Raw genomic sequence first — 20,129 nt, 5'->3', positions numbered from 1 at the left:
AGCGCGGGTCGGCGCGCCGCGGACGCAGACTGCCTTACGCCTTGCCGAACAACGACGCGAGGCCGCCCAGCGTGCCAAGCACCGTGTCGGCGTTGAGCTTGCCTTCGGCCGGCACCTCACCTTCGGGCGTCGCCGCGTTGACCACGTGGGGCAGCACTTGTGCGAGCAGGCCGCTGATCTGATCCGGCTGCATGCCGACTTTTTGCGCGAGACCCGATACCGCATCCGAGCCCAGCACGTTCTGCAACTGGCTGGAGGAGATCGGCTGGTTCTCGCCGTTGCTGATCCACGACTGGATGATGCCGCCAGCGCCGCCCTGTTCGAACTTCTGGACGAGGCCCATCAGGCCGCCGGGCTGGTTGTTGACGTACTCGAGCGCGGCCGCGATGAGCGCCTGTTGCGCACCGCCGCCGCCCGAAGACGACTGGCCGAGGAGGGAACCGAGGGAATCGAGTAGGCTCATGGCAATTTCTCTTGAAAAAGGCACGACGTCGTCGCGCCGACAGGGGGAAGACGCCGCGCATTCGCGCGGCGCCATGTTGAGGAGTTTTACTGCGAACCGTTGCCCGCTTTCGACGGCGAGCTTCTGTGGCCGGTTTCTGTGACCGGTTTCTGTCGTGCCGCAGGACGTTTGGTAGCGGCGCGCGCCGGGCTCTGGCGCAACGCCGGTCAGGCGCCTGAAGCGGCCGATGCCGCCTTGCTCTTCCTGGCCTTCTTCGTCTTGCCGGCTTTCGTGCCCGAGGCTTCAGCCGGCGCGCCGGGCGCCGCAGCGGGAGCCGAAGCGGCGGATGCCTGTTCGGCAGCCGCAGCCTTCTTGCTCTTCTTCGATTTCGTTGCCTTGGCGCCCGATGCCGCGCCGGCCGCGGCTGCGCTGGCCGTCGGCGTGGGGGTTGCAGCAGCAGCGGCTGCGGCAGTCCTGGCAGGCGCAATACCGGTCGACGTTGCCGGCTTTGCCGGGACGGTCGACATGGACGGGGCGGCCGGCGTCATGGATGGGGCCGCCTTGTTAGGTGCCGTCGCCGTGGACGGCGCCGCCGGTGCGGTTGTCTTCGCAGCGGCTTCCGTGTTCTTCTTCGGCATGGCCTTGCCGGTGGGCGGCACCGACGAGCCGTTGATCGTCAGTCCTGCCGCCTCGAGATTGACCACCGACTTCTGGCCGATGCCCTTCACCCGTGCGGCCAGATCGTCGGCGTCCTTGAACGGACCGTTCTTCGTCCGTTCGTCGATGATCGCCTTGGCATGAACGGGGCCGATGCCCTTCACCGATTCGAGGGCGGCTTCGTCGGCGGTGTTGACCTCGACTGCGGCGGCAAGCGCTGCGGACAGCGACAGCCCGAGGGCGAGACACAGCATGAACAGCTTCTTCAGCATGGCAATCACTCCATTGATGGCAAAACGGGAAGCCGGAACGGACGACGCTCTGTGACGAGCCGCTGTGCTTCCAGCATAGGACAATTGGCCAGTCCTATTCGGTGGGAAGGCACGATTTATACCGATCCGCCCCAGCGAAGTAAATGTCGCCTCACATTCTTTAACCTTTTGCGTCAGGCCATTACGATCTCCGCAATGTCGTCGACGTGTTTTCCAGCCGGCGTCACGCGACGCTTGACCTGGAGTGCACTCGAAGTCCTAACCTGAGTTCCGTCATGTCGAAACCGCTGAACATTGGGGAAGTCGCCGCTCAGCTCGGCGTCTCCACGCACACGCTGCGTTACTACGAGCAGGCTGGCCTGTTGCGTCCCGTGGGGCGTACGGCAGCCGGGCACCGTCTGTATTCGCCGGCCGACCTCGACTGGCTGCAGTTCGTGATGCGCCTGAAGGCGACGGGCATGTCCATTGCCGGCATGCAGGCGTTTGCGGCGCTGCGCAGCCAGGGCGACGTCTCGATCGGGGCGCGCCGCGACATGCTGGAAGCGCATCGCGAGGCCGTGCTTGCACGCATCGCGGAACTGCAGACGAGTCTCGAAGCGATCACGGCCAAGATCGAGTTTTACGACGAGGCACAGCGGCGTGCCCAGCAAGCCGGAACATCGAAGCGCAATGACAAGCGCAATGAGAAGCGCAACGACCAGCGCAATGAGAAGCGGAAAGTCGCATGACGAAGGACCTCGAACGGACGGCAGGCCGGCGCCATGCCGCAGGCGTCCGGGACGAGGACGCCGTCGTCACGACGGCAAGCCAGTCAGGCAACTGACCGCTGACCCGCAATGACAGGAAAAGGACACACCATGCAATACGCACAGGACGACCGCTACACGCGGGGCTGGAACAAGCTGAAGGAAATCGACGGCGAGGCGGGAGAGCGTGTGATCGAAGCGCTCGCGCCGGTCGCGCCGGACTTCGGGCGGCTATTGATCGAATTCGGCTTCGGCGACATCTACAGCCGGCCGCAGCTCGATCTGAAGTCGCGCGAGATCGCGACGATCGCCGCGCTGGCGGCCATCGGACATGCCCAGCCCCAGCTCAAGGTGCATATCGAGGCGGCGCTGAACGTGGGCTGCACGCGCGACGAAATCGTGGAGGTGTTCATGCAGATGGCGCTCTATGCCGGCTTTCCCGCAGCGCTCAACGCGCTTTTCGCCGCTCACGAGGTTTTCACGCGACGCGAGCATGAAGGGAAGACTGCCGCTGAAGCAGCGCAGGCGGCGTGATGGCCCGGCGGTTTGCGTAACCACGCACCGTTATTGCGCGCCGCTCAACCTTCCGCGCGCAAATATCGTCTGCTGACGCCGCGCAGATAAACGAGCAGTCCGGCGCCAGCCACCATCAGGCTCGCCATGTTCGCGAACCAGAAGCCGCGAGCGCCCGTGAGCCACGCGGGCGCTGCGCCGCTCACATTGAAGCCGAGCGCATAGCCGCCGCCCAGGCCCACGCCCCACAGCGCGACGGCGTAGATCACCGTCGGAATCACCACGACCTTGTAGGCGCGCAGCACGAAGGCGGTCGTCACCTGGATGGCGTCGAAGAAGTGATAGCACGTCACGATCAGCACGAGCGGCATGGCTGCGGCCGCGACGGCCGGGTCCGGCGTATATCCGCCGATGATGAACGGCCGCAGCGCGAGCACGAGGGCGCCGTAACACAGCGCGATGGCAGCGGCCATCGCGATGCCGTGGCGCGCAAGCGTGCGGGCGTCCGCGTGGCGCTGACCGCCCAGCGCCTGAGCCACGAGCGTGGACGTCGCAATGCCGATGGAAAGCGGCGTCATGTAGAGCACCGCGCCGACGTTGCCTGCGATCTGGTGGCCCGCCAGCGTCGTCGTACCGAAGCGGGCGATGAAAAGCGCCATGAACGTGTACGACGTCACCTCGATCAGGTACGAGAGTCCCATCGGAATGCCGAGCTTGAGCAACTCGGCTTGGCGCCACCACACCGGCCAGCAGAACCGCTTGAAGATGCCGAAGGGCAAAAACACATCGAGCCGTGTCATCAGCAACATGCCGACCATGGCCAGCGTCCAGTTGATGAGCGTGCTCGCGAGCGCGCAGCCGGGGCCGCCCAGCGCGGGTACGCCGAGTCCGCCGAAGATGAACCACGTGTTGAGCGGCACCTTCAGGATCAGCGCGCCGACCTGGAGGATCATCACGAGACGCGGCTGGCCCACTGCGTTCGTGAGCGAGCTGTAGACGCGAAACACGAGGCTCGCCGGCAGTCCGAACGAGAGGATCTTGAGGTAGCCCTCGGTGCGCTCGCGCAGCGCGTCGGGAGCGTGGGCGAGATCGAGCAGCGGGCCCGGAAAGTATAGAATCGCGAAGCCCGCGATGGTCAGTGCGAGCGCGAGCCATAGCGCCTGGCGCACTTCCTCGCCTATTTCCGCTTCGCGCCGTGCGCCGTAGAGCTGCGCTGCGACGGGCTGCAGCGCGGTCAGAATGCCCGTGAGGCCGATGAAGACCGAAATGTAGATCGACGACCCGAGCCCGAGCGCGGCGAGGTCGGTGGCCGAGTAGCGGCCTACCATCGCCGTGTCGATCACGCCGAACGCGATGATCGCAAGCTGGCCGATCAGCACGGGCCAGGCGAGCGCCGCGATGCGGCGCGCATCGGCGCGCAGGCTGTGCAGCTGGATCGTCGAGCTCATCCTATTTGTGGCGGCTGCGCCAGACGCGGCGCGTGACGGGCGGCTTCGGACGGTCGATGCGGACATAGAGCCGGAAGCGCTCGTCGCGGTCCGCCGCGCGCCGTCCTTCCCAGACGAGCTTCCAGACGAAGTCCGACATCGAGCTCGGCGCGCCGAAGTCCTGCGAGTCCTGACGCAGAATCACGTCGCAGTCTTCGTCGAACGAAAAATGCATGTCGCCGAAATAGGCGAAGGTGGCGATCTGCGCATCGCCCAGACGCGCGGGCGAGATGCAGTTGTAGTCGGCGGGAAGATGGGCGGCGATCTGCTCGGCGACGTCCTTGTAGGTCCGGCTGTAGTTGACGACCGGCAGCCACAGCGTCATGAGCAGCACCCACATGAGCGTGGTGCCGCCGCTCGTCAGCACGACGCTGCGCCACAACACCTTGGGATGCCGCGCCACGCGCCATTGCACGAGCACGAACCAGCACAGCGTGACGGCCACGGCACAGACGAACGAGAGAATCTTGAACTCGGGTGTGAAGCCCGGCGCATAGCGCGCGAGGTTGCGCGCGAGCGGCGCCGGAAAGCCCGTCAACGCGGCGATCCAGACGAGCCAGACCATCGTGCCGACGATCGTGAAGCTCAAGACAGCGAACCAGTCGATGGCGTTGATCGCACCGCGCTTGAGCGTGGGCAGCGCGAACGCCGCGAACACCGCGAGCGCCGGCAGCAGCAGCATGTAGAGCCGGTTCGATTGATGGCTCTGCAGCACCACGAGCACGATAAGCGGCGCGATCACGGAGAGCGGGATCGCCACGTGCGGCGCGCGGCGCAGGCCTGCCCAGCTAAACCAGGCCCAGACGGCGAGCGGCCACGCCGGCCACGTGAACAGCGGCAGGTTCTTGGCCGCATAGCGCAGCGCGGAGCCCGGCGGGCCGGCGAACGCGTTGACGCTGCCGCGCACCCACTGGTTCAGGAACCAGACGGCGTCGTCGGGAAAGCGCTGCAGTGCGGCGATGGGCCACGAAAATCCGATCACGAGCGCCACGGGCAGACCTGCGAGCAGCAACCAGCGCGTGCGCACCTCCGGCGCGATGACGGCCATCGCGAAGGTGCCTATGAGGAGCGCGCCCACCAGCACGGGGTTGCTCGTCACGGCAACGAGGCCCATCGCGACTCCCCACCACAGCGAACCCTGGATGGGCTTGTCGATGGCACGCACGAGGCCGTACACGAGCATCGCCACGCAGACGAACTGGGCGATCTGCGGCGTGGTTTCGTGGCCGCGTTCGGCAAGACCGAAGCAGCCCAGCAGGATCAACAGTGCGCCGTCGGCCAGCGTGCGGCCGTAGTCGCGCGGTTCGGGTTCGCCGCCGAACGCGTACTTGAACGGCTGAACCTCGGCGCGACGGCCAAGCAGATACGCGGCGTACCAGACGAACGCACAGGCCGCGCAGAAAAGCAGGCCGGTGAAGACGCGCGAGGCGTTGCTCGCATCGACCCAGGGCGCGAGCGCGCGGATGGCCGCGGCGCCCAGCCAGTAGCCCACGGGGCCTTCCGAGGTGATGTACTTGCCGACGAGGTTGGGCAGCAGCCAGTCGTGCGTGGTGCCGTTCGCCATCGTCCACATCACGCCGAAGCCCGCCGCGTCCTCGTTCTTCCACGGATCGCGGCCGAAGAGCCCGAACGACGCATAGACGATGCAGATGGTGAGCAGCAGCCAGCGCGGCAGGGCGCTTGTGGCGGAGGCGGTGAGACGGACGACAGGCTTCATGCAGTGTGCGGTGATTGGATGGACGCTCGGGCCGATGGCGAGCGAGCTGGCCCGCCAGGAAGAGACGAATACGGCAAAGAAGGCGGACCGGACTGCCAGGACAGGCTCGATGAAGGCTGGCCTGCGAGCCGGCCAGGCTGGAGCATCCGGCATTGTAGTCGGGGCTGCCGGGGCGCGTCACGGTGGTGCGGGTCGTGCGGACGGTGCGCCAGGCCATCGGTCAACAGACGGTAAGGCAACCGGTAAGACAGGGATGACAACCGCGGTGAAACAAAATCGCCCGGCGACAAAAAAGGGCAGCGTGCGCTGCCCTTTTGCGGTTCGGACCCGGCGGTAAGAGCCGGCATCGCAGGCGATCCTGCTTCGCTTACTTCGCGACCTTGCCCGTGGCGCGCGAGCCGAACTTCTTGTTGAACTTCTCGACGCGGCCGGCCGTGTCCATGATCTTTTGCTGGCCCGTGTAGAACGGGTGCGATTCCGACGACACTTCGATCTTCGCGAGCGGGTAGGTCTTGCCGTTGAACTCGGCGGTTTCGCGCGTCTGGATGGTGGAGCGCGTCACGAAACGGAAGTCGTTCGACACGTCGATGAACAGGACTTCGCGGTAATCCGGATGAATGCCTTTCTTCATGGTCTTTCCTTTAGTCTGGCGGTAGCCAACCCGCGTGCCGCGACGAGGCGCCGTGCTTTCCGGCATTCCCGAGCGCTGGCAGTTCGGCGCGAGCCACTTGCCTAAGGTCGAAAAGCGGCGATTATGCCAGAAAATCAGACGGTTGGCGACTTTTTTGGCGGTCGGTCACGCCTCGCTGAGACATTCCGACGGCTCACCGTGCCTCCAGCGCGCCGACCTTCGCCGGGTCCTGGCGGTAATAGCGCGCGAGCAGCCGGTAAAGCTCGGGATATTCGACCTCGAACGCTTTCGGTTTGACGAAGAGGGCCTCGCTGCAGACGGCGAAAAACTCCGACGGGTGGTCCGACGCGTAAGGGTCAATCAGCGAATCGCGCTCGAAGCGCGCCCAGCGGCGCTCCGGCACCGCGTCCACCTTCGCGCAGAACTGGTCGTAGGCGTGGTCGAAGACATCGGACCACGCCTCGGTATCGAGCGGCGCGTGCCAGCGCCTGAAAAGCGGCGGATGGCCGTCCGCTTCGCCCGTCAGCATGTCGATCTTGTGTGCGAACTCGTGGATCACGACGTTGTAGGCGTCGGCGCCGTCCGTCATCTGGGCGTCTTCCCAGGAAAGAATCACGGGACCGCCTTCCCAGGCCTCGCCGCTGGCGTCGTGCTCGACCTCGTGGACGATGCCGGCTTCGTCCTCCACCGTCTTGCGGATCACGAATTCGCCCGGATACACGATCACGCCGACCCAGCCGCGATACAGGTCGAGGCTCAGGTTCAGCACCGGCAGCGATGCCTGGGCCGCGATGGCGACCGTCATCTCGTCGGTGAGCGCGAGGTCGTGCGCCGTGGAGAACTCCTTCTGGGCGAGGAACAGGCTCGTCAGTTCGCGCAGCCGCTCGAGGTCCGTCGCGTCGAGATGCGAGAGAAAGGGCAAGCCGTCGAGCGTCTTGCGCCACAGCGCGTCGGAAATCGCATGCGTGCGCAGCGCGCGGTCGCGGCGGCGCGTATCCAGCCATTGCGTGAGTTTCGAAAGCATCGGGGTGGGCTTGTCCGGTCGGTGCTGTAACGGTTGCGTTAGTCGATCTGCTGTTGCCACGCCGCGAAGAGCGCGCTGCACACGGCCACGCCGATCAGGAAGTAGAAGCCGTCGAGCGAGGTCAGGAAGCTCGCCTGCAGCGCAACAAGCCCGCTCATCTCCGCCATGGCGAGCGCGTGCGCTTCGTCCGTGGTGCGGCCGGCCGCTTCGAAGCATTGGGTCAGCGCGGCGAGCGCGTCGCGAAACAGCGGGTTGAACGGGGTGGCGACTTCCACGAGCCGGGTGCGATGCAGCGCGTCGCGATGCCGCTCGACCACGATGACCGACGGGGTGGCGAACGAAATCGTCAGTTGCCTCACGATGTTCTTCAGCCGGTAGCCGTGCGTGAACTCGTCGATCGCGAATATTCTAAACGTGAGATTGGCGATCGGCAGCACGATGAAGAGCAGCAGGCCACGCAGCAGCAACGGCACGACAAGTGTCGCTTCGCTTGCGTCGGGCGTCATGCGGGTCATCGAAAACGTGGCGAGTGCGGCGACGGCGAAGCCCGAAACGATCAGCCATTTCTTGCGCGGCAGCAGCTTCGCGTGGCGCAGATACACGGACAATGTACTGGCGGAAATCAGCGACGTTACGTCGACGAGCCGGCCCGCGTTCTCGACGGGGTAGCCGAGGCCGCTTTCGAGAAAGCGTGAGATCAGATAACTGAAGCCGGTCGACTCGTAGTAGTAGAGAACGTAAAGCGCGAGTCCCATCTGAAAGGTCTTTTCGCGCAACGCATGCAGACGCATGAGCGGCGCCGGATGGTGCCACTGATGCCGGGCAAACCGGCCGAGGGCCCCGGTGCCGGCCACGCTGAGCGCGGGCGCCATTGCTGCCATCGTGCGTTCGGCACACATACAAACGCCCGCGCAAGGCGGGCGTTCAAAACATGCGATTTGTGCGATACGCGGTGATTAGCCGCCGCGTCGCATCATCTCGAAGAATTCGGAATTGCTCTTCGTCTGGCGGATCTTGTCGAGCAGGAATTCCATCGCCTCGACTTCGTCCATGTCGTGGATGAACTTGCGCAGCACCCAGATCTTCTGAAGGATGTCCGGCTTGATCAGCAGCTCTTCGCGGCGCGTACCGGACTTGTTGAGGTTGATGGACGGATAGACGCGCTTTTCTGCCAGGCGCCGCTCGAGGTGCACTTCCATATTGCCGGTGCCCTTGAACTCTTCGTAGATCACGTCGTCCATGCGGCTGCCGGTTTCGATGAGCGCGGTGCCGATGATGGTGAGCGAGCCACCTTCCTCGATGTTGCGCGCCGCGCCGAAGAAGCGCTTCGGACGCTGCAGCGCATTGGCGTCGACACCACCCGTGAGCACCTTGCCCGACGCCGGCACCACGGTGTTGTAAGCGCGCGCAAGGCGCGTGATGGAGTCGAGCAGAATCACCACGTCATGCTTCATTTCGACGAGGCGCTTGGCCTTCTCGATCACCATTTCGGCAACCTGCACGTGGCGCGCGGCCGGTTCGTCGAACGTGGAGGCGATCACTTCACCCGCCACCGAACGCTGCATTTCCGTCACTTCCTCGGGGCGTTCGTCGATCAGCAGCACGAACAGCACGACGTCCGGATGGTTCTGCTTGATGGCGTGCGCGATGTGCTGAAGCATCACCGTCTTGCCCGACTTCGGCGAGGCGACCAGCAGGCCGCGTTGCCCCTTGCCGATGGGCGCGATCATGTCGATGATGCGGCCCGTCACGTTCTCCTCGCCACGCATTTCGCGTTCGAGCAGCAGCACCTTGTTCGGGTGCAGCGGCGTGAGGTTCTCGAACATGATCTTGTGCTTCGAGGCCTCGGGCGGCTGGCCGTTGACCTTGTCCACCTTCACGAGCGCAAAGTAACGTTCGCCGTCTTTTGGCGTACGCACTTCGCCTTCGATGGTGTCCCCGGTATGCAGGTTGAAGCGGCGGATTTGCGACGGGCTGATGTAGATGTCGTCCGTGCTCGCGAGATACGAGGTTTCCGGCGAACGCAGGAAGCCGAAGCCGTCAGGCAGCACCTCGAGCGTGCCGTCGCCGAAAATCGTTTCACCCGTTTTGGCGCGCTTCTTGAGAATCGCGAACATGAGTTCCTGCTTGCGCAGGCGGTTCGCCGCTTCGATCTCGAGGCCATTGGCCATCTCGATCAGTTCGGACACGTGCAGGGACTTGAGCTCGGATAAATGCATACGGAGAACCCGTCGGGGAGGAATGCGACGAAATGAAATATGGGAGGAGGGTGAGCGGAACCGCTCAAGGACTTAGGCGCCTGTCCGACGCCTTATTGATTCTAGCATAGCACACGCGAAAATCTGCCTGCGCGGCAGACGGGCATGTTGTCATTGCGCGTGTTGCCGGCTGACAACAACGCGCAATGACTCGCGCAACGCGCGTATCAGGCGCTTAGAGATGGCTGTCGAGGAAGGCGGTGAGCTGTGACTTCGACAGCGCGCCCACCTTCTGTGCCGCAACGGCACCATTCTTGAAGAGGATCAACGTCGGAATGCCGCGCACGCCGAACTTGACCGGCGTCGATTGATGTTCGTCGACGTTGATCTTCGCGATCTGCAGGCGGTCGCCGTAGTCTTTCGCGACCTCGTCGAGAATCGGCGCAATCATCTTGCAGGGACCACACCACTCGGCCCAGAAGTCGAGCAGCACCGGCTTGTCGGACTTGACGACGTCCTGCTCGAACGATGCGTCGGTAATGTGCTTGATTTGTTCGCTCATTGTGTGAATACCTCTTTCGGATCGAGGCTTGCCAAAAGTGTTCGCCACGATACACCAAAACTGAAAAAACGTCCGTTCGCACCGCTGCTGCGATCAGGCCGAAAGCGTCTGCGATATTCAAAAGACACCGACGTCGGATTCGCGAGAAAACCTTGAATTGCAGCGGCTTTGCCGGTATTTGCAGCGCCAGTGTAGCCTAAATTGCTATGTGCTGCCGGTGGTGATAGTACTCATGCCGGCGGCAGGGTTACCGATGATTCGATCTCGCTACGAGGCCTATCTGGTGGCACCGGGAGCGGATACAAGAGCCCGCGAGCGAGTCCCATGAAACGTGTTTCGACGCAAGAGCAGTCGCGTTGCACGGCGAGCAATGCTAGAATGCGACGTGACGGGCCTCCTCGCATGGAGGGGCGGTCAACCTGGTCAGGTCGGGAACGAAGCAGCCACAGCCGTTTTCCACCAGTGCCGAGGGTCAGGCTCGTCACCTTCCTCTTCTGTCCTTCCTTTGTTTTGCGCGGTTTTGGTTCGCGCCTTCCTACGCCTTTTCGCGGCACTTCTCGCGTTTCCTCGTTGCCGTTTTTCGCTTCTCTCCTGCAATTGCCTTCGTGCGATTTCACGGCGTTGCTTTGCCCGCTCTGCGTTTCGTTTCGCGCGGCTCTCGCAAGCCACGGCGTTCGCCCTGTATCATCCGCGGCAGCCGCGTCTGCGCGCGCTCCGACAGGCCGGCGTCACATCGCGCCGCCGGGCGCGGACAGGTCTTTGCGCACCTGGGTTGCTGATACAATTTCCCGATGACCTATCAAGTTCTCGCACGCAAGTGGCGACCGAAGGATTTCGCTTCGCTCGTCGGACAGGAGCACGTGGTGCGCGCGCTCACGCACGCGCTCGACGGCGGACGGTTGCATCACGCTTATCTGTTTACCGGAACGCGTGGTGTGGGCAAGACCACGCTCTCGCGGATTTTCGCGAAGGCGCTCAATTGCGAAACCGGCGTGACCGCGACGCCGTGCGGCGTGTGCCGCGCGTGCCGGGAAATTGACGAAGGGCGCTTCGTCGATTACGTGGAAATGGACGCGGCGAGTAATCGCGGCGTGGACGAAATGGCGGCGCTGCTCGAGCGCGCCGTCTATGCGCCGGTGGATGCGCGCTTCAAGGTCTACATGATCGACGAAGTGCACATGCTCACGAACCACGCCTTCAACGCGATGCTGAAGACGCTTGAAGAGCCGCCGCCGCACGTCAAATTCATCCTCGCCACGACCGACCCGCAGAAGATTCCCGTGACAGTGCTTTCGCGCTGTCTGCAGTTCAACCTCAAACAGATGCCGGCCGGCCATATCGTGTCGCATCTGGAGCGCATTCTCGGCGAGGAGCAGGTGGCGTTTGAACCGCAGGCGCTGCGTTTGCTCGCGCGCGCCGCGGACGGCTCGATGCGCGATGCGCTTTCGCTTACTGATCAGGCCATCGCGTATTCGGCGAACCAGGTGACCGAAGACGCCGTGCGCGGGATGCTCGGCGCGCTCGACCAGAGCTACCTCATTCGCCTCATCGATACGCTGATCGCAGGCGACGGCGCTGCCGTGCTCGCGATCGCTGACGAAATGTCCACGCGCAGCCTCTCGTTCTCCACCGCGCTGCAGGATCTCGCCGGCCTGTTGCATCGCGTGGCCTGGGCGCAGTTCGCGCCGTCGTCGGTGCTCGACGAATGGCCCGAAGCCGCGGACCTGCGCCGCTTCGCTGACGCGCTGAGTCCCGAGGCCGTGCAGCTCTTCTACCAGATCGCGACGATCGGCCGAAGCGAACTGGGGCTCGCGCCCGACGAATACGCCGGTTTCACCATGACGCTGCTGCGCATGCTGGCCTTCGAGCCCGCTGCGAACGGAGCGGCGGGTGGTGCAGGTGGTGGCGGCAGTGGCGGTGCGCGCGCGGCGAAACCCGCATCGGGCGGCGCAAATGGCTCGCGTTCGACTACCCCCGCCATGGCGACGGCCGCGCAAGCCGCGGCGCCGCTCGCCACGCAACCATCGTCGGCACCCGCGCCTTTGTCGGAGGACACGTCTTCCGTAACCGCAACGCCCGCAACCGCCGACGTTGCGCCGCCAGCGACGCCTTCGCCTGCCCAGTCGCCGGCCGTTGTTCCGCCTTGGGAAACCGCGGCGGACGTAACGACAAAAAGCGCGGCCCATGGGGACGCGCAAGAAACTCAGGCGGCAAGTAACGACACACCTGTCGATGCTGCACCTCCTGTGCCCGAGGCCATGTCGGATAGCGCGTCGGACGGTGCGCCGACTCTCGACGCGCTGGCTGCATCGACAGATCGCTCAGCGCAACCGCCCGCGGCAGCCGTATCGGCAGCGGCAACGGCAGCAGCCGATACGGCATCCACTGCGCCGCGCCGCGGCGGTGCGAGTGCGGCGCTCGACGTGCTGCGCAACGCCGGCATGAAGGTATCGTCGGATCGCAGCCGTTCCGCTGCTGCATCGGCTGGGCCGGCTGCAACGGCCACGTCAAAGTCCGCTGCACAGTCTTCCAGCCAACCGGCCCCGGAACGCAAGACCGTTGCGCCTCGCGTGAACGTCCCGGTTCCCGCGCCGGCTGCATCGCGGCGCGCGGAAGAGGCGTCGCCGCCCGGCGCCCGTCCGCAGGCCCGCCAGGCAGCCGATGCCGCTACGTCGATGCCACCTTGGGACGACATTCCGCCGGACGACTACCTGCCCGCCGGGGCCGAGGACGCGTACTTCGCGTCCCCCGGCGACCACGACGACCACGACGACCGGTTCATGCCCGTATTCGACAGCGAGCCGGGTTTCCCGCCGTCCGCCGACGCAAGGCCGGCTTCTGCCGGGCCGGCCCCCACGCCTGTGATCGACGTGAGCCAGTTGCCGCCCGGCATCGCACTCGACGCCATCGGTTTTGCTGGCGATTGGCCCGCGCTCGCCGTCGGTCTCGCGCTCAAAGGCATCTCGTATCAACTGGCGTTCAACAGCGAACTGACAGCGCTCGACGGCACCACGCTCAAGCTCAGTGTGCCGGTGCCGCAATACGCCGAGGCCACGCAGGTCGCAAAATTGAAGTCGGCGCTCGCCGAGCGGCTCGGCAAACCCGTCGAGGTGCAGGTCGAGGTGGGGCCCGCCCGGCGCACAGCGGCTGCGCTCGATGCCGCCGCGCGCGCGCAGCGCCAGCGCGACGCCGAGCGCGAGATCGGCGCCGCGCCGTTCGTACAGCAATTGATCCGGGAGTTCGGCGCGAGCATCGTGCCGGGCTCCATCCGGGCCATCGCGCCGGACCCAGGCATGAGCGCCGGCGGCGCGCCAGCGGGCCACTAACCCGCATACGCCTCGTCGCGCGCGAGGTGTTCCGTTTTCGAATCCACAGAATCCACAAGGAGCAGTGACCATGATGAAAGGCCAACTCGCCGGGCTCATGAAGCAGGCCCAGCAGATGCAGGAAAACATGAAGAAGATGCAGGAGCAGCTCGCGCAGATCGAGGTGGAAGGGCAGTCCGGCGCGGGTCTCGTGAAGGTGACGATGACCTGCCGCAACGACGTGCGCCGCGTCTCGATCGACCCGAGCCTGCTTGCCGACGACAAGGACATGCTGGAAGACCTCGTCGTCGCCGCCTTCAACGACGCCGTGCGCAAGGCCGAAGCCACCACGCAGGAAAAGATGGGCGGCATGACGTCCGGTCTGCCGCTGCCGCCGGGTTTCAAGTTGCCGTTCTGAGGCGCAGGCCAAGCGGAACCGATTTCGCATGAAGCAACCATCCGCCCTCGCAGCGCTCGTCGAAGCGCTGCGTGCGCTGCCCGGCGTCGGGCCGAAGTCCGCGCAGCGCATGGCGTACCACCTGATGCAGCACGACCTCGAAGGCGCGCAGAAGCTCGGCCGCGCGCTGCTGTTCGCAACGGAGCATCTGCAGCACTGCGAGAAGTGCAATACCTTCACCGAGGCGCGCATCTGCGAAGTCTGCAGCGACACCGAGCGCGACCCGACGCTGTTGTGCGTCGTCGAGACGCCGGCCGACCAGATCATGCTCGAACAGACCCTGACCTATCGCGGCCTGTATTTCGTGCTGATGGGGCGGCTCAGTCCGCTCGACGGCATCGGTCCGAAGGAAATCCATTTCGACCGGCTCGTGAAGCGCGCGTCGGACGGCATCGTCAAGGAAGTGGTGCTCGCCACCAACTTCACGAACGAAGGCGAGGCAACCGCACACTACCTCGGCCAGACGCTCAAGGCACGCGGCCTTACGGTGACGCGACTCGCGCGCGGCGTGCCCGTGGGCGGCGAACTCGAGTACGTGGACGCCGGCACGATCGCGCGCGCGATGCTCGACAGACGCTCGCTTTAGCGGCGCCGCGGGATGGCGCGAGGTCGCCACGCGGCGCCAGATCCGACCAGCGCGGGCGGCAACGAACGTCGCGAGAAAACGCAGCCGGAAATGGGCGTCCGCAGCGAGCGTTTGCAATCGTCACGAGAACTTCGCGCCGGACATCACCGAGAGACACGAGACAGATGAGCGCAGCTTCCCCCCAATCTCCGCACCATCCTGCCGCACAGGACGACGGCGCCGCACAGCAAGCCACGCCAGCCACCGACAAGCCGCGCGGTCCGCTTGCCGGCGTCAAGGTGCTCGAACTCGGCACGTTGATCGCGGGCCCCTTCGCGGCGCGGCTGCTCGGTGAGTTCGGCGCGGACGTCGTGAAGATCGAAGATCCGAAGGGCGGCGACCCGCTGCGCAAGTGGCGCAAGCTTTATCCCGAGGTGGGCGGCACCTCGCTGTGGTGGGCGGTGCAGGCGCGCAACAAGAAGTCGGTGACGGTGAATCTCAAGGCCGAAGAGGGCAAGGAGATCGTGCGTCGTCTCGCGCGCGAAGCCGACATCGTGGTCGAAAACTTCCGGCCAGGGCTGCTCGAAAAGCTGGGCCTCGGCTACGACGTGCTCTCCGAAGGCAATCCCGGTCTCGTGATGGTGCGTCTTTCCGGTTACGGGCAGAGCGGCCCGTATCGCGACCGGCCGGGCTTCGGCGCGATCGCCGAATCGATGGGCGGGCTGCGTCACATCACGGGCTATCCCGATCTGCCGCCGCCGCGCATCGGCATCTCCATCGGCGATTCGATCGCGGCGTTGCACGGCGTGATCGGCGCGCTGATGGCGCTGCATCATCGTCAGGTCAACGGCGGCAAGGGGCAGGTGGTCGACGTCGCGCTCTACGAAGCCGTCTTCAACATGATGGAAAGCGTGGTGCCCGAATACGGGCTTTACGGCATGGTGCGCGAACGCACCGGCGCGTCGCTGCCGGGCATCGTGCCGTCCAACACGTATCCGTGCCGTGACGGCAGCATCGTGATCGGCGGCAACAGCGATCCGATCTTTCGCCGCCTCATGCTCGCCATCGGGCGCGACGACCTGGCCAACGATCCGGCGCTCGCGCACAACGACGGCCGCGTGCCGCGCACGGTGGAAATCGACGGCGCGATCGCGGCGTGGCTCGCGAGCCGCACCATCGACGAGGCGCTCGCGGTGCTCAACGCGGCCGACGTGCCGGCGGGCCGCATCTACAGCGTCGCCGACATGTTCACGGACCCGCAGTACATCGCGCGCCAGATGATCCAGCGCTTCAAGTGGCAGGATGGTGTGGAGGTGGCGCTGCCCGCGGTGACACCCAGATTCTCCGAGACGCCGGGCGAGACGCGCTGGCTCGGCCCGCAGCTCGGCGAACATACGGACGAAGTGCTGGGCGCACTGGGTTACGACGCTCACAGCATCGCGCAGCTGCGAGAGCGGCAGATCATCTAATCAATGCACGAAGGCGGGTGCGGGGCAGAACCGAGACGCAACCCGTCGCGCGCGCACCAAAGAAAAGCACCCGGCGCGCACGCTCACATCTCGATGACAATCTTCCCGGTTACGCGCCGCGACGCCATGTCGGCCAGTGCGCGCGGCGTATCGGCGAGGGCATGGCGCGCCGAAATATGCGGCCGCAGCTTGCCGGCCTTCATCCAGTCGAACATCTGCGCGAACGCCGCGGCATTGCGTTGCGGCTCACGCTTGGCGAACTCGCCCCACGCGACACCGACCACGCTCGCGCCTTTGAGCAGCGCGAGATTGAGCGGCAGCTTCGGAATCTCGCCGTTCGCGAAGCCGACCACGAGATGCCGACCACGCCACGCAATGCTGCGAAAGGCGGGCTCCGTATAAATACCGCCCACGGGATCGTAGATCACGTCGGGTCCCTTGCCGTCGGTCAGCTCGCGAATTCGCGCGCGCAGATCGTCGCGCGCGTAGTTCAGCGTGGCGTGGGCACCGTGTGCGGTGCAAACGGCGAGCTTCTCGTCCGTGGAGGCAGCGGCGATCACGCGCGCGCCAACCGCCTTGCCGATCTCCACCGCCGCAAGCCCGACGCCGCCCGCCGCCCCCAGCACGAGCATCGTTTCGCCGGGCTGCAGCGCGCCACGGTCCACCACGGCGTGATGCGAGGTGCCGTATGCGAGCGTGAAAGCTGCGGCCGTCGCGAAATCGGCGTCGTCGGGCAAGGGCATACAGGCCGAAACAGGCGCTGCCACCTGCTCGGCAAATCCGCCGTAACCCACGAATGCGACCACGCGCGTGCCGGGCGAGAGCGTCACACCGTCTCCCGCCGCGCGCACCACGCCCGCCACTTCTGCGCCGGGCGTGAACGGTAGCGGCGGCTTGACCTGATATTTGTTCTCGATGATCAGCACGTCGGGGAAGTTGACGCTCGCGGCTTTCACGTCGATCACGACGTGGCCCGGCGGCGGCACCAGATCGGGCAAAACCTCGAGCGTGAGCGTTGCAGGTGGGCCGTACTGGTTGCAGCGTATTGCGCGCATGACGTCTCCTCACAATGCAGGCGAATGCCGGACGTGCAGTGTACGGCATGGCGAACGGACGTGCGCTTTTGCGCCTGCGTCGCCCGCTGGAAAACTGCGCACTCGCGCGGTGATGCGTAGACGGCGGCGCGGCAAGCTGTGTCGTTCGCGTGCCTTCTTTCCTCGGTTACAATCGGCCGATGCGAATACTCCTCAGCAACGACGACGGCTATCTGGCACCCGGACTCGCCGCGCTTTACGCGGCGCTCAAGCCGCTTGCCGATGTCACGGTGATGGCGCCCGAGCAAAACTGCAGCGGCGCGTCGAACTCGCTCACGCTCTCGCGGCCGCTTTCGGTGCTGCGCTCGGCGAACGGCTTCTACTACGTGAACGGCACGCCCACGGATTCGGTCCACATCGCGCTCACGGGCATGCTGGATCACAAGCCCGACCTCGTCGTATCCGGCATCAACAACGGCCAGAACATGGGCGAGGACACGCTGTACTCGGGCACGGTTGCCGCCGCTACGGAAGGCATCATGTTCGGCGTGCCGGCCATTGCGTTTTCGCTGGTCGACAAGGACTGGGTGCATCTCGAAGATGCGACCCGCGTAGCGGTCGAAATCGTCGCGCATTTTCTCGAGCATCCGCTGCCGGGGCATCCGCTCCTCAACGTCAATATTCCGAACCGGCCTTACGACGAACTCGGCGACTGGCGCGTCACGCGCCTCGGCAAGCGCCATCCGTCGCAGCCCGTGATCCGCCAGACCAATCCGCGCGGCGAGCCGATCTACTGGATCGGTCCGTCGGGCAGCGCGCGCGATGCGAGCGAGGGCACCGACTTTCACGCGGTCGCAACGGGCCACGTGTCCATCACGCCGCTGCAACTCGACCTTACCCACACGCAGATGCTTCCCGTTGCGCGCGACTGGCTTCGCGCAGGCCGCAGGGCTTCATGACAGGCGAGCGCGCAAAGCGTTTTCCGCTGGGGCTCGCCGACCTCGTGCGCGAGCCGCGCAAGCGCGATGCCGGTCCGCTCGATGCGCGCGCCGCTAAGTCGACGAGCGCGGCGGGCGCGGTGAAGCCGGCGGGCGTCGCCAGATCGCCGGCCCTATCACCGAAGCCGCTTGCTGCCGCAAAGCCCGGCGTTGTAGCGAAACCCGCGGTGGCCACGTCGCCACGTGCAGCGCGGCCTGCCACGGCGAAGTCAGCGCAGCCCATCGCGATCAAGACGCGTGACGCCGGCACGCCGCAAGGCACGGTGTCGACGAAGCCCCAGAGCGCGGCGCGGCCGCGAGGCGCGTCTGTCGCTTCGCTTGCCGGCGCACCGAAGAAGGCGGCTGGCGCCGCATCGTTGTTGTCGAAGCCGGTCCGGGCAGTCGGCGTTGGCGGCGCTCGCGCGACGCCGGCCGGCGCGCCCAATGTCGCCTTGAACGGCGCGCTCGCGCTGACCTCGGAACGGGTGCGCGAGCGTATGGTCGAACGGCTGCGGGCGAACGGCATTGCCGATTCACGCGTGCTCAATGCGATGTCGGTCGTGCCGCGCCACATGTTCGTCGACCCGGGCCTCGCGACCCAGGCCTACGAAGATGCGGCGTTGCCGATCGGCCATCACCAGACGATCTCGAAGCCTTCGGTCGTGGCCCGCATGATCGAGCTTGCTGCCGCGGGCCGGCCGCTGGCGAGCGTGCTCGAAATCGGCACGGGTTGCGGGTATCAGGCCGCGGTGCTGAGCCAGGTGGCACGCGAGGTGTATTCGATCGAACGGATCAAGCCGCTCTACGAGCGGGCCAAGACGAATCTGCGTCCGCTGCGCATTCCGAACATCCGCCTGCATTACGGCGACGGGAGGCTGGGCCTGCCGGCAGCGGCGCCGTTCGACGCGATCGTGATCGCCGCGGCTGGGCTCGACGTGCCGCAGGCACTTCTCGATCAGCTCGCCATCGGCGGGCGGCTCGTGGCGCCGGTGGCCGAGCAGGGCGCTGCGGGCGCAGTGGGCGCGCAAGGCGAGAGCGCCCAGGTGCTCACGCTGGTGGAGCGCACGGGGCCTGCGCAATGGCGCGAGGTGCGGCTTGATCGCGTTTTCTTTGTCCCCTTAAAATCCGGAGTGATTTGAAAACGATGAGTATGTTGCGCGCGATGCAAAGAAACAAAATGAATGTAGATCTGACGGTTTTTCAACGTAGCGCATGCGTGCTCGCGATTTCTCTGCTGACGGCGTGCGCCACGCGGCTCGACAACGCGCCGGTGGTCGATCGCTCCAGTGCGCTCAACACGGCCGCTGCCACGGCGCAGCCCGCCGTGCCGCTCGGACCACCCCCGCCGGGCTATTACCGGGTGAAGCCGGGCGACACGCTTTATCGCATTGCGCTCGAGAACGGTCAGAACTATCGCGACATCGCCACGTGGAACAACCTGGCGAACCCCAACCAGATCGAGGTCGATCAGCTGTTGCGCGTGGCGCCGCCGGGCGCGAACGTTGCCGGTGCAACGCCTGGCGTGGCCACGTCACCCATCGTGGGCGGCGGCGTGCAAAGCGCACCGCTTGGCGGCTCGACTGCCGCGGGGGCTGCGTCGACGAGCTCGGCAACTGCGCCCTCCACGAACGGTTCAGCCTCCACGGCAACCACGATTCCTCCGCAGCCCGCCGCGAGCGACACGAGCGCGGCGAGCGGCGGCACCATCGCGTTCTCGTGGCCGGTGCGCGGCCCGATCCTCAATACCTTCGACGATTCGAAGAACAAGGGCGTCAACATCGGCGGCTCGCAGGGCCAGGCCGTGAAGGCCGCTGCGGACGGACGCGTGGTCTATGCCGGAAATGGGCTGCGCGGATACGGCAATCTCATTATCATCAAGCATGATGCGACGTACCTCACGGCGTATGCACATAACAGCGCTTTGATGGTAAAAGAGGGGGATGCGGTCACGAAGGGGCAGAAGATCGCCGAAATGGGGAATACCGATTCGGACCGCGTCATGCTGCATTTCGAAGTTCGCCGTCAGGGTAAACCTGTCGACCCGCTGAAGTATTTGCCGCCGCAATAAGCGAG

General features: G+C 65.5%; 18 protein-coding genes, 1 other RNA gene and 1 pseudogene. 10 read left to right on the top strand and 10 right to left on the bottom strand.

Annotated elements, in window-relative coordinates; all coding sequences use genetic code 11:
- Positions 1-34 precede the first annotated feature (34 nt).
- Both PKKP23_RS14225 and PKKP23_RS14220 read right to left on the bottom strand, forming a co-directional pair.
- Complete coding sequence (locus PKKP23_RS14225; protein ID WP_042299070.1) at positions 35-463, bottom strand: YidB family protein; 429 nt, start codon at positions 461-463, stop codon at positions 35-37.
- A 206-nt stretch (positions 464-669) separates the two neighbouring features.
- Positions 670-1,371, bottom strand: a complete 702-nt coding sequence (locus tag PKKP23_RS14220; RefSeq protein ID WP_126877360.1) for a ComEA family DNA-binding protein — start codon at positions 1,369-1,371, stop codon at positions 670-672.
- A gap of 275 nt (positions 1,372-1,646) precedes the next feature.
- On the opposite strand from PKKP23_RS14220, the gene PKKP23_RS14215 reads away from it, so the two are divergent.
- Both PKKP23_RS14215 and PKKP23_RS14210 read left to right on the top strand, forming a co-directional pair.
- The gene (locus PKKP23_RS14215) at positions 1,647-2,099 is read left to right on the top strand and encodes a MerR family transcriptional regulator (protein WP_126877359.1); all 453 of its coding nucleotides are present in this window, start codon (positions 1,647-1,649) and stop codon (positions 2,097-2,099) included.
- A gap of 129 nt (positions 2,100-2,228) precedes the next feature.
- On the top strand, positions 2,229-2,651 hold the full coding sequence (locus PKKP23_RS14210) for a carboxymuconolactone decarboxylase family protein (RefSeq protein WP_042298886.1): 423 nt from the start codon (positions 2,229-2,231) through the stop codon (positions 2,649-2,651).
- A gap of 44 nt (positions 2,652-2,695) precedes the next feature.
- Here PKKP23_RS14210 and PKKP23_RS14205 read toward each other — a convergent pair whose 3' ends face one another.
- The 7 genes and pseudogenes from PKKP23_RS14205 to trxA form a co-directional block, all read right to left on the bottom strand.
- Positions 2,696-4,051, bottom strand: a complete 1,356-nt coding sequence (locus PKKP23_RS14205) for an MATE family efflux transporter (RefSeq protein WP_026121842.1) — start codon at positions 4,049-4,051, stop codon at positions 2,696-2,698.
- Between the two features lie 28 nt (positions 4,052-4,079).
- Entirely contained in the window at positions 4,080-5,834 is a 1,755-nt protein-coding gene (locus PKKP23_RS14200) for an ArnT family glycosyltransferase (RefSeq protein WP_126877358.1), read from the bottom strand.
- A 367-nt stretch (positions 5,835-6,201) separates the two neighbouring features.
- Complete coding sequence (locus PKKP23_RS14195) at positions 6,202-6,465, bottom strand: type B 50S ribosomal protein L31 (RefSeq protein ID WP_017773745.1); 264 nt, start codon at positions 6,463-6,465, stop codon at positions 6,202-6,204.
- Between the two features lie 193 nt (positions 6,466-6,658).
- A complete protein-coding gene (locus PKKP23_RS14190; protein ID WP_126877357.1) occupies positions 6,659-7,489 on the bottom strand; it encodes a M90 family metallopeptidase in 831 nt (276 codons plus the stop codon).
- 38 nt (positions 7,490-7,527) lie between these two features.
- Positions 7,528-8,349 (bottom strand): annotated as a pseudogene (locus PKKP23_RS14185) (MFS transporter); the annotation flags it as partial.
- 96 nt (positions 8,350-8,445) lie between these two features.
- Positions 8,446-9,708, bottom strand: coding sequence for a transcription termination factor Rho (gene rho, locus PKKP23_RS14180; protein ID WP_017773748.1), 1,263 nt, complete (start codon positions 9,706-9,708; stop codon positions 8,446-8,448).
- A 214-nt stretch (positions 9,709-9,922) separates the two neighbouring features.
- Complete coding sequence (gene trxA / locus PKKP23_RS14175) at positions 9,923-10,249, bottom strand: thioredoxin TrxA (RefSeq protein ID WP_017773749.1); 327 nt, start codon at positions 10,247-10,249, stop codon at positions 9,923-9,925.
- 387 nt (positions 10,250-10,636) lie between these two features.
- Between trxA and ffs the strand changes: the two genes are divergently transcribed.
- From ffs to PKKP23_RS14150, 5 genes are all read left to right on the top strand, one after another.
- Positions 10,637-10,735: signal recognition particle sRNA small type (gene ffs / locus PKKP23_RS14170), an RNA gene on the top strand.
- A gap of 305 nt (positions 10,736-11,040) precedes the next feature.
- Positions 11,041-13,575: a DNA polymerase III subunit gamma/tau gene (locus tag PKKP23_RS14165; protein WP_126877356.1), complete on the top strand. Its 2,535-nt coding sequence runs from the start codon at positions 11,041-11,043 to the stop codon at positions 13,573-13,575.
- Positions 13,576-13,645: 70 nt separating this feature from the next.
- Positions 13,646-13,972 (top strand): YbaB/EbfC family nucleoid-associated protein, encoded by a 327-nt coding sequence (locus tag PKKP23_RS14160; RefSeq protein WP_126877355.1) that lies wholly within the window; start codon positions 13,646-13,648, stop codon positions 13,970-13,972.
- Positions 13,973-14,000: 28 nt separating this feature from the next.
- Entirely contained in the window at positions 14,001-14,597 is a 597-nt protein-coding gene (gene recR / locus PKKP23_RS14155) for a recombination mediator RecR (protein ID WP_126877354.1), read from the top strand.
- A gap of 164 nt (positions 14,598-14,761) precedes the next feature.
- Entirely contained in the window at positions 14,762-16,045 is a 1,284-nt protein-coding gene (locus PKKP23_RS14150; protein WP_126877353.1) for a CaiB/BaiF CoA transferase family protein, read from the top strand.
- 83 nt (positions 16,046-16,128) lie between these two features.
- Here PKKP23_RS14150 and PKKP23_RS14145 read toward each other — a convergent pair whose 3' ends face one another.
- A complete protein-coding gene (locus PKKP23_RS14145) occupies positions 16,129-17,100 on the bottom strand; it encodes an NADPH:quinone oxidoreductase family protein (protein WP_126877352.1) in 972 nt (323 codons plus the stop codon).
- Between the two features lie 179 nt (positions 17,101-17,279).
- On the opposite strand from PKKP23_RS14145, the gene surE reads away from it, so the two are divergent.
- The 3 genes from surE to PKKP23_RS14130 are packed head-to-tail and all read left to right on the top strand — an operon-like array spanning position 17,280 to position 20,124.
- The gene (surE, locus tag PKKP23_RS14140) at positions 17,280-18,038 is read left to right on the top strand and encodes a 5'/3'-nucleotidase SurE (protein WP_017773755.1); all 759 of its coding nucleotides are present in this window, start codon (positions 17,280-17,282) and stop codon (positions 18,036-18,038) included.
- Positions 18,035-19,195 carry a protein-L-isoaspartate(D-aspartate) O-methyltransferase gene (locus tag PKKP23_RS14135; protein ID WP_126877351.1) on the top strand — a complete coding sequence of 387 codons (1,161 nt, stop codon included), beginning with the start codon at positions 18,035-18,037 and terminating at the stop codon, positions 19,193-19,195. Before surE ends, PKKP23_RS14135 begins: the two co-directional genes overlap by 4 nt.
- 5 nt (positions 19,196-19,200) lie before the next feature.
- Positions 19,201-20,124 carry a peptidoglycan DD-metalloendopeptidase family protein gene (locus PKKP23_RS14130; RefSeq protein WP_026121235.1) on the top strand — a complete coding sequence of 308 codons (924 nt, stop codon included), beginning with the start codon at positions 19,201-19,203 and terminating at the stop codon, positions 20,122-20,124.
- Positions 20,125-20,129 lie beyond the last annotated feature (5 nt).

It is taken from the genome of Paraburkholderia kururiensis JCM 10599 = LMG 19447, from assembly GCF_003986935.1.
Taxonomy (GTDB): Bacteria; Pseudomonadota; Gammaproteobacteria; order Burkholderiales; family Burkholderiaceae; genus Paraburkholderia; species Paraburkholderia kururiensis.
Note: the sequence above shows the minus strand (reverse complement) of the source record. Positions and strands in the feature narration are given on the sequence as shown.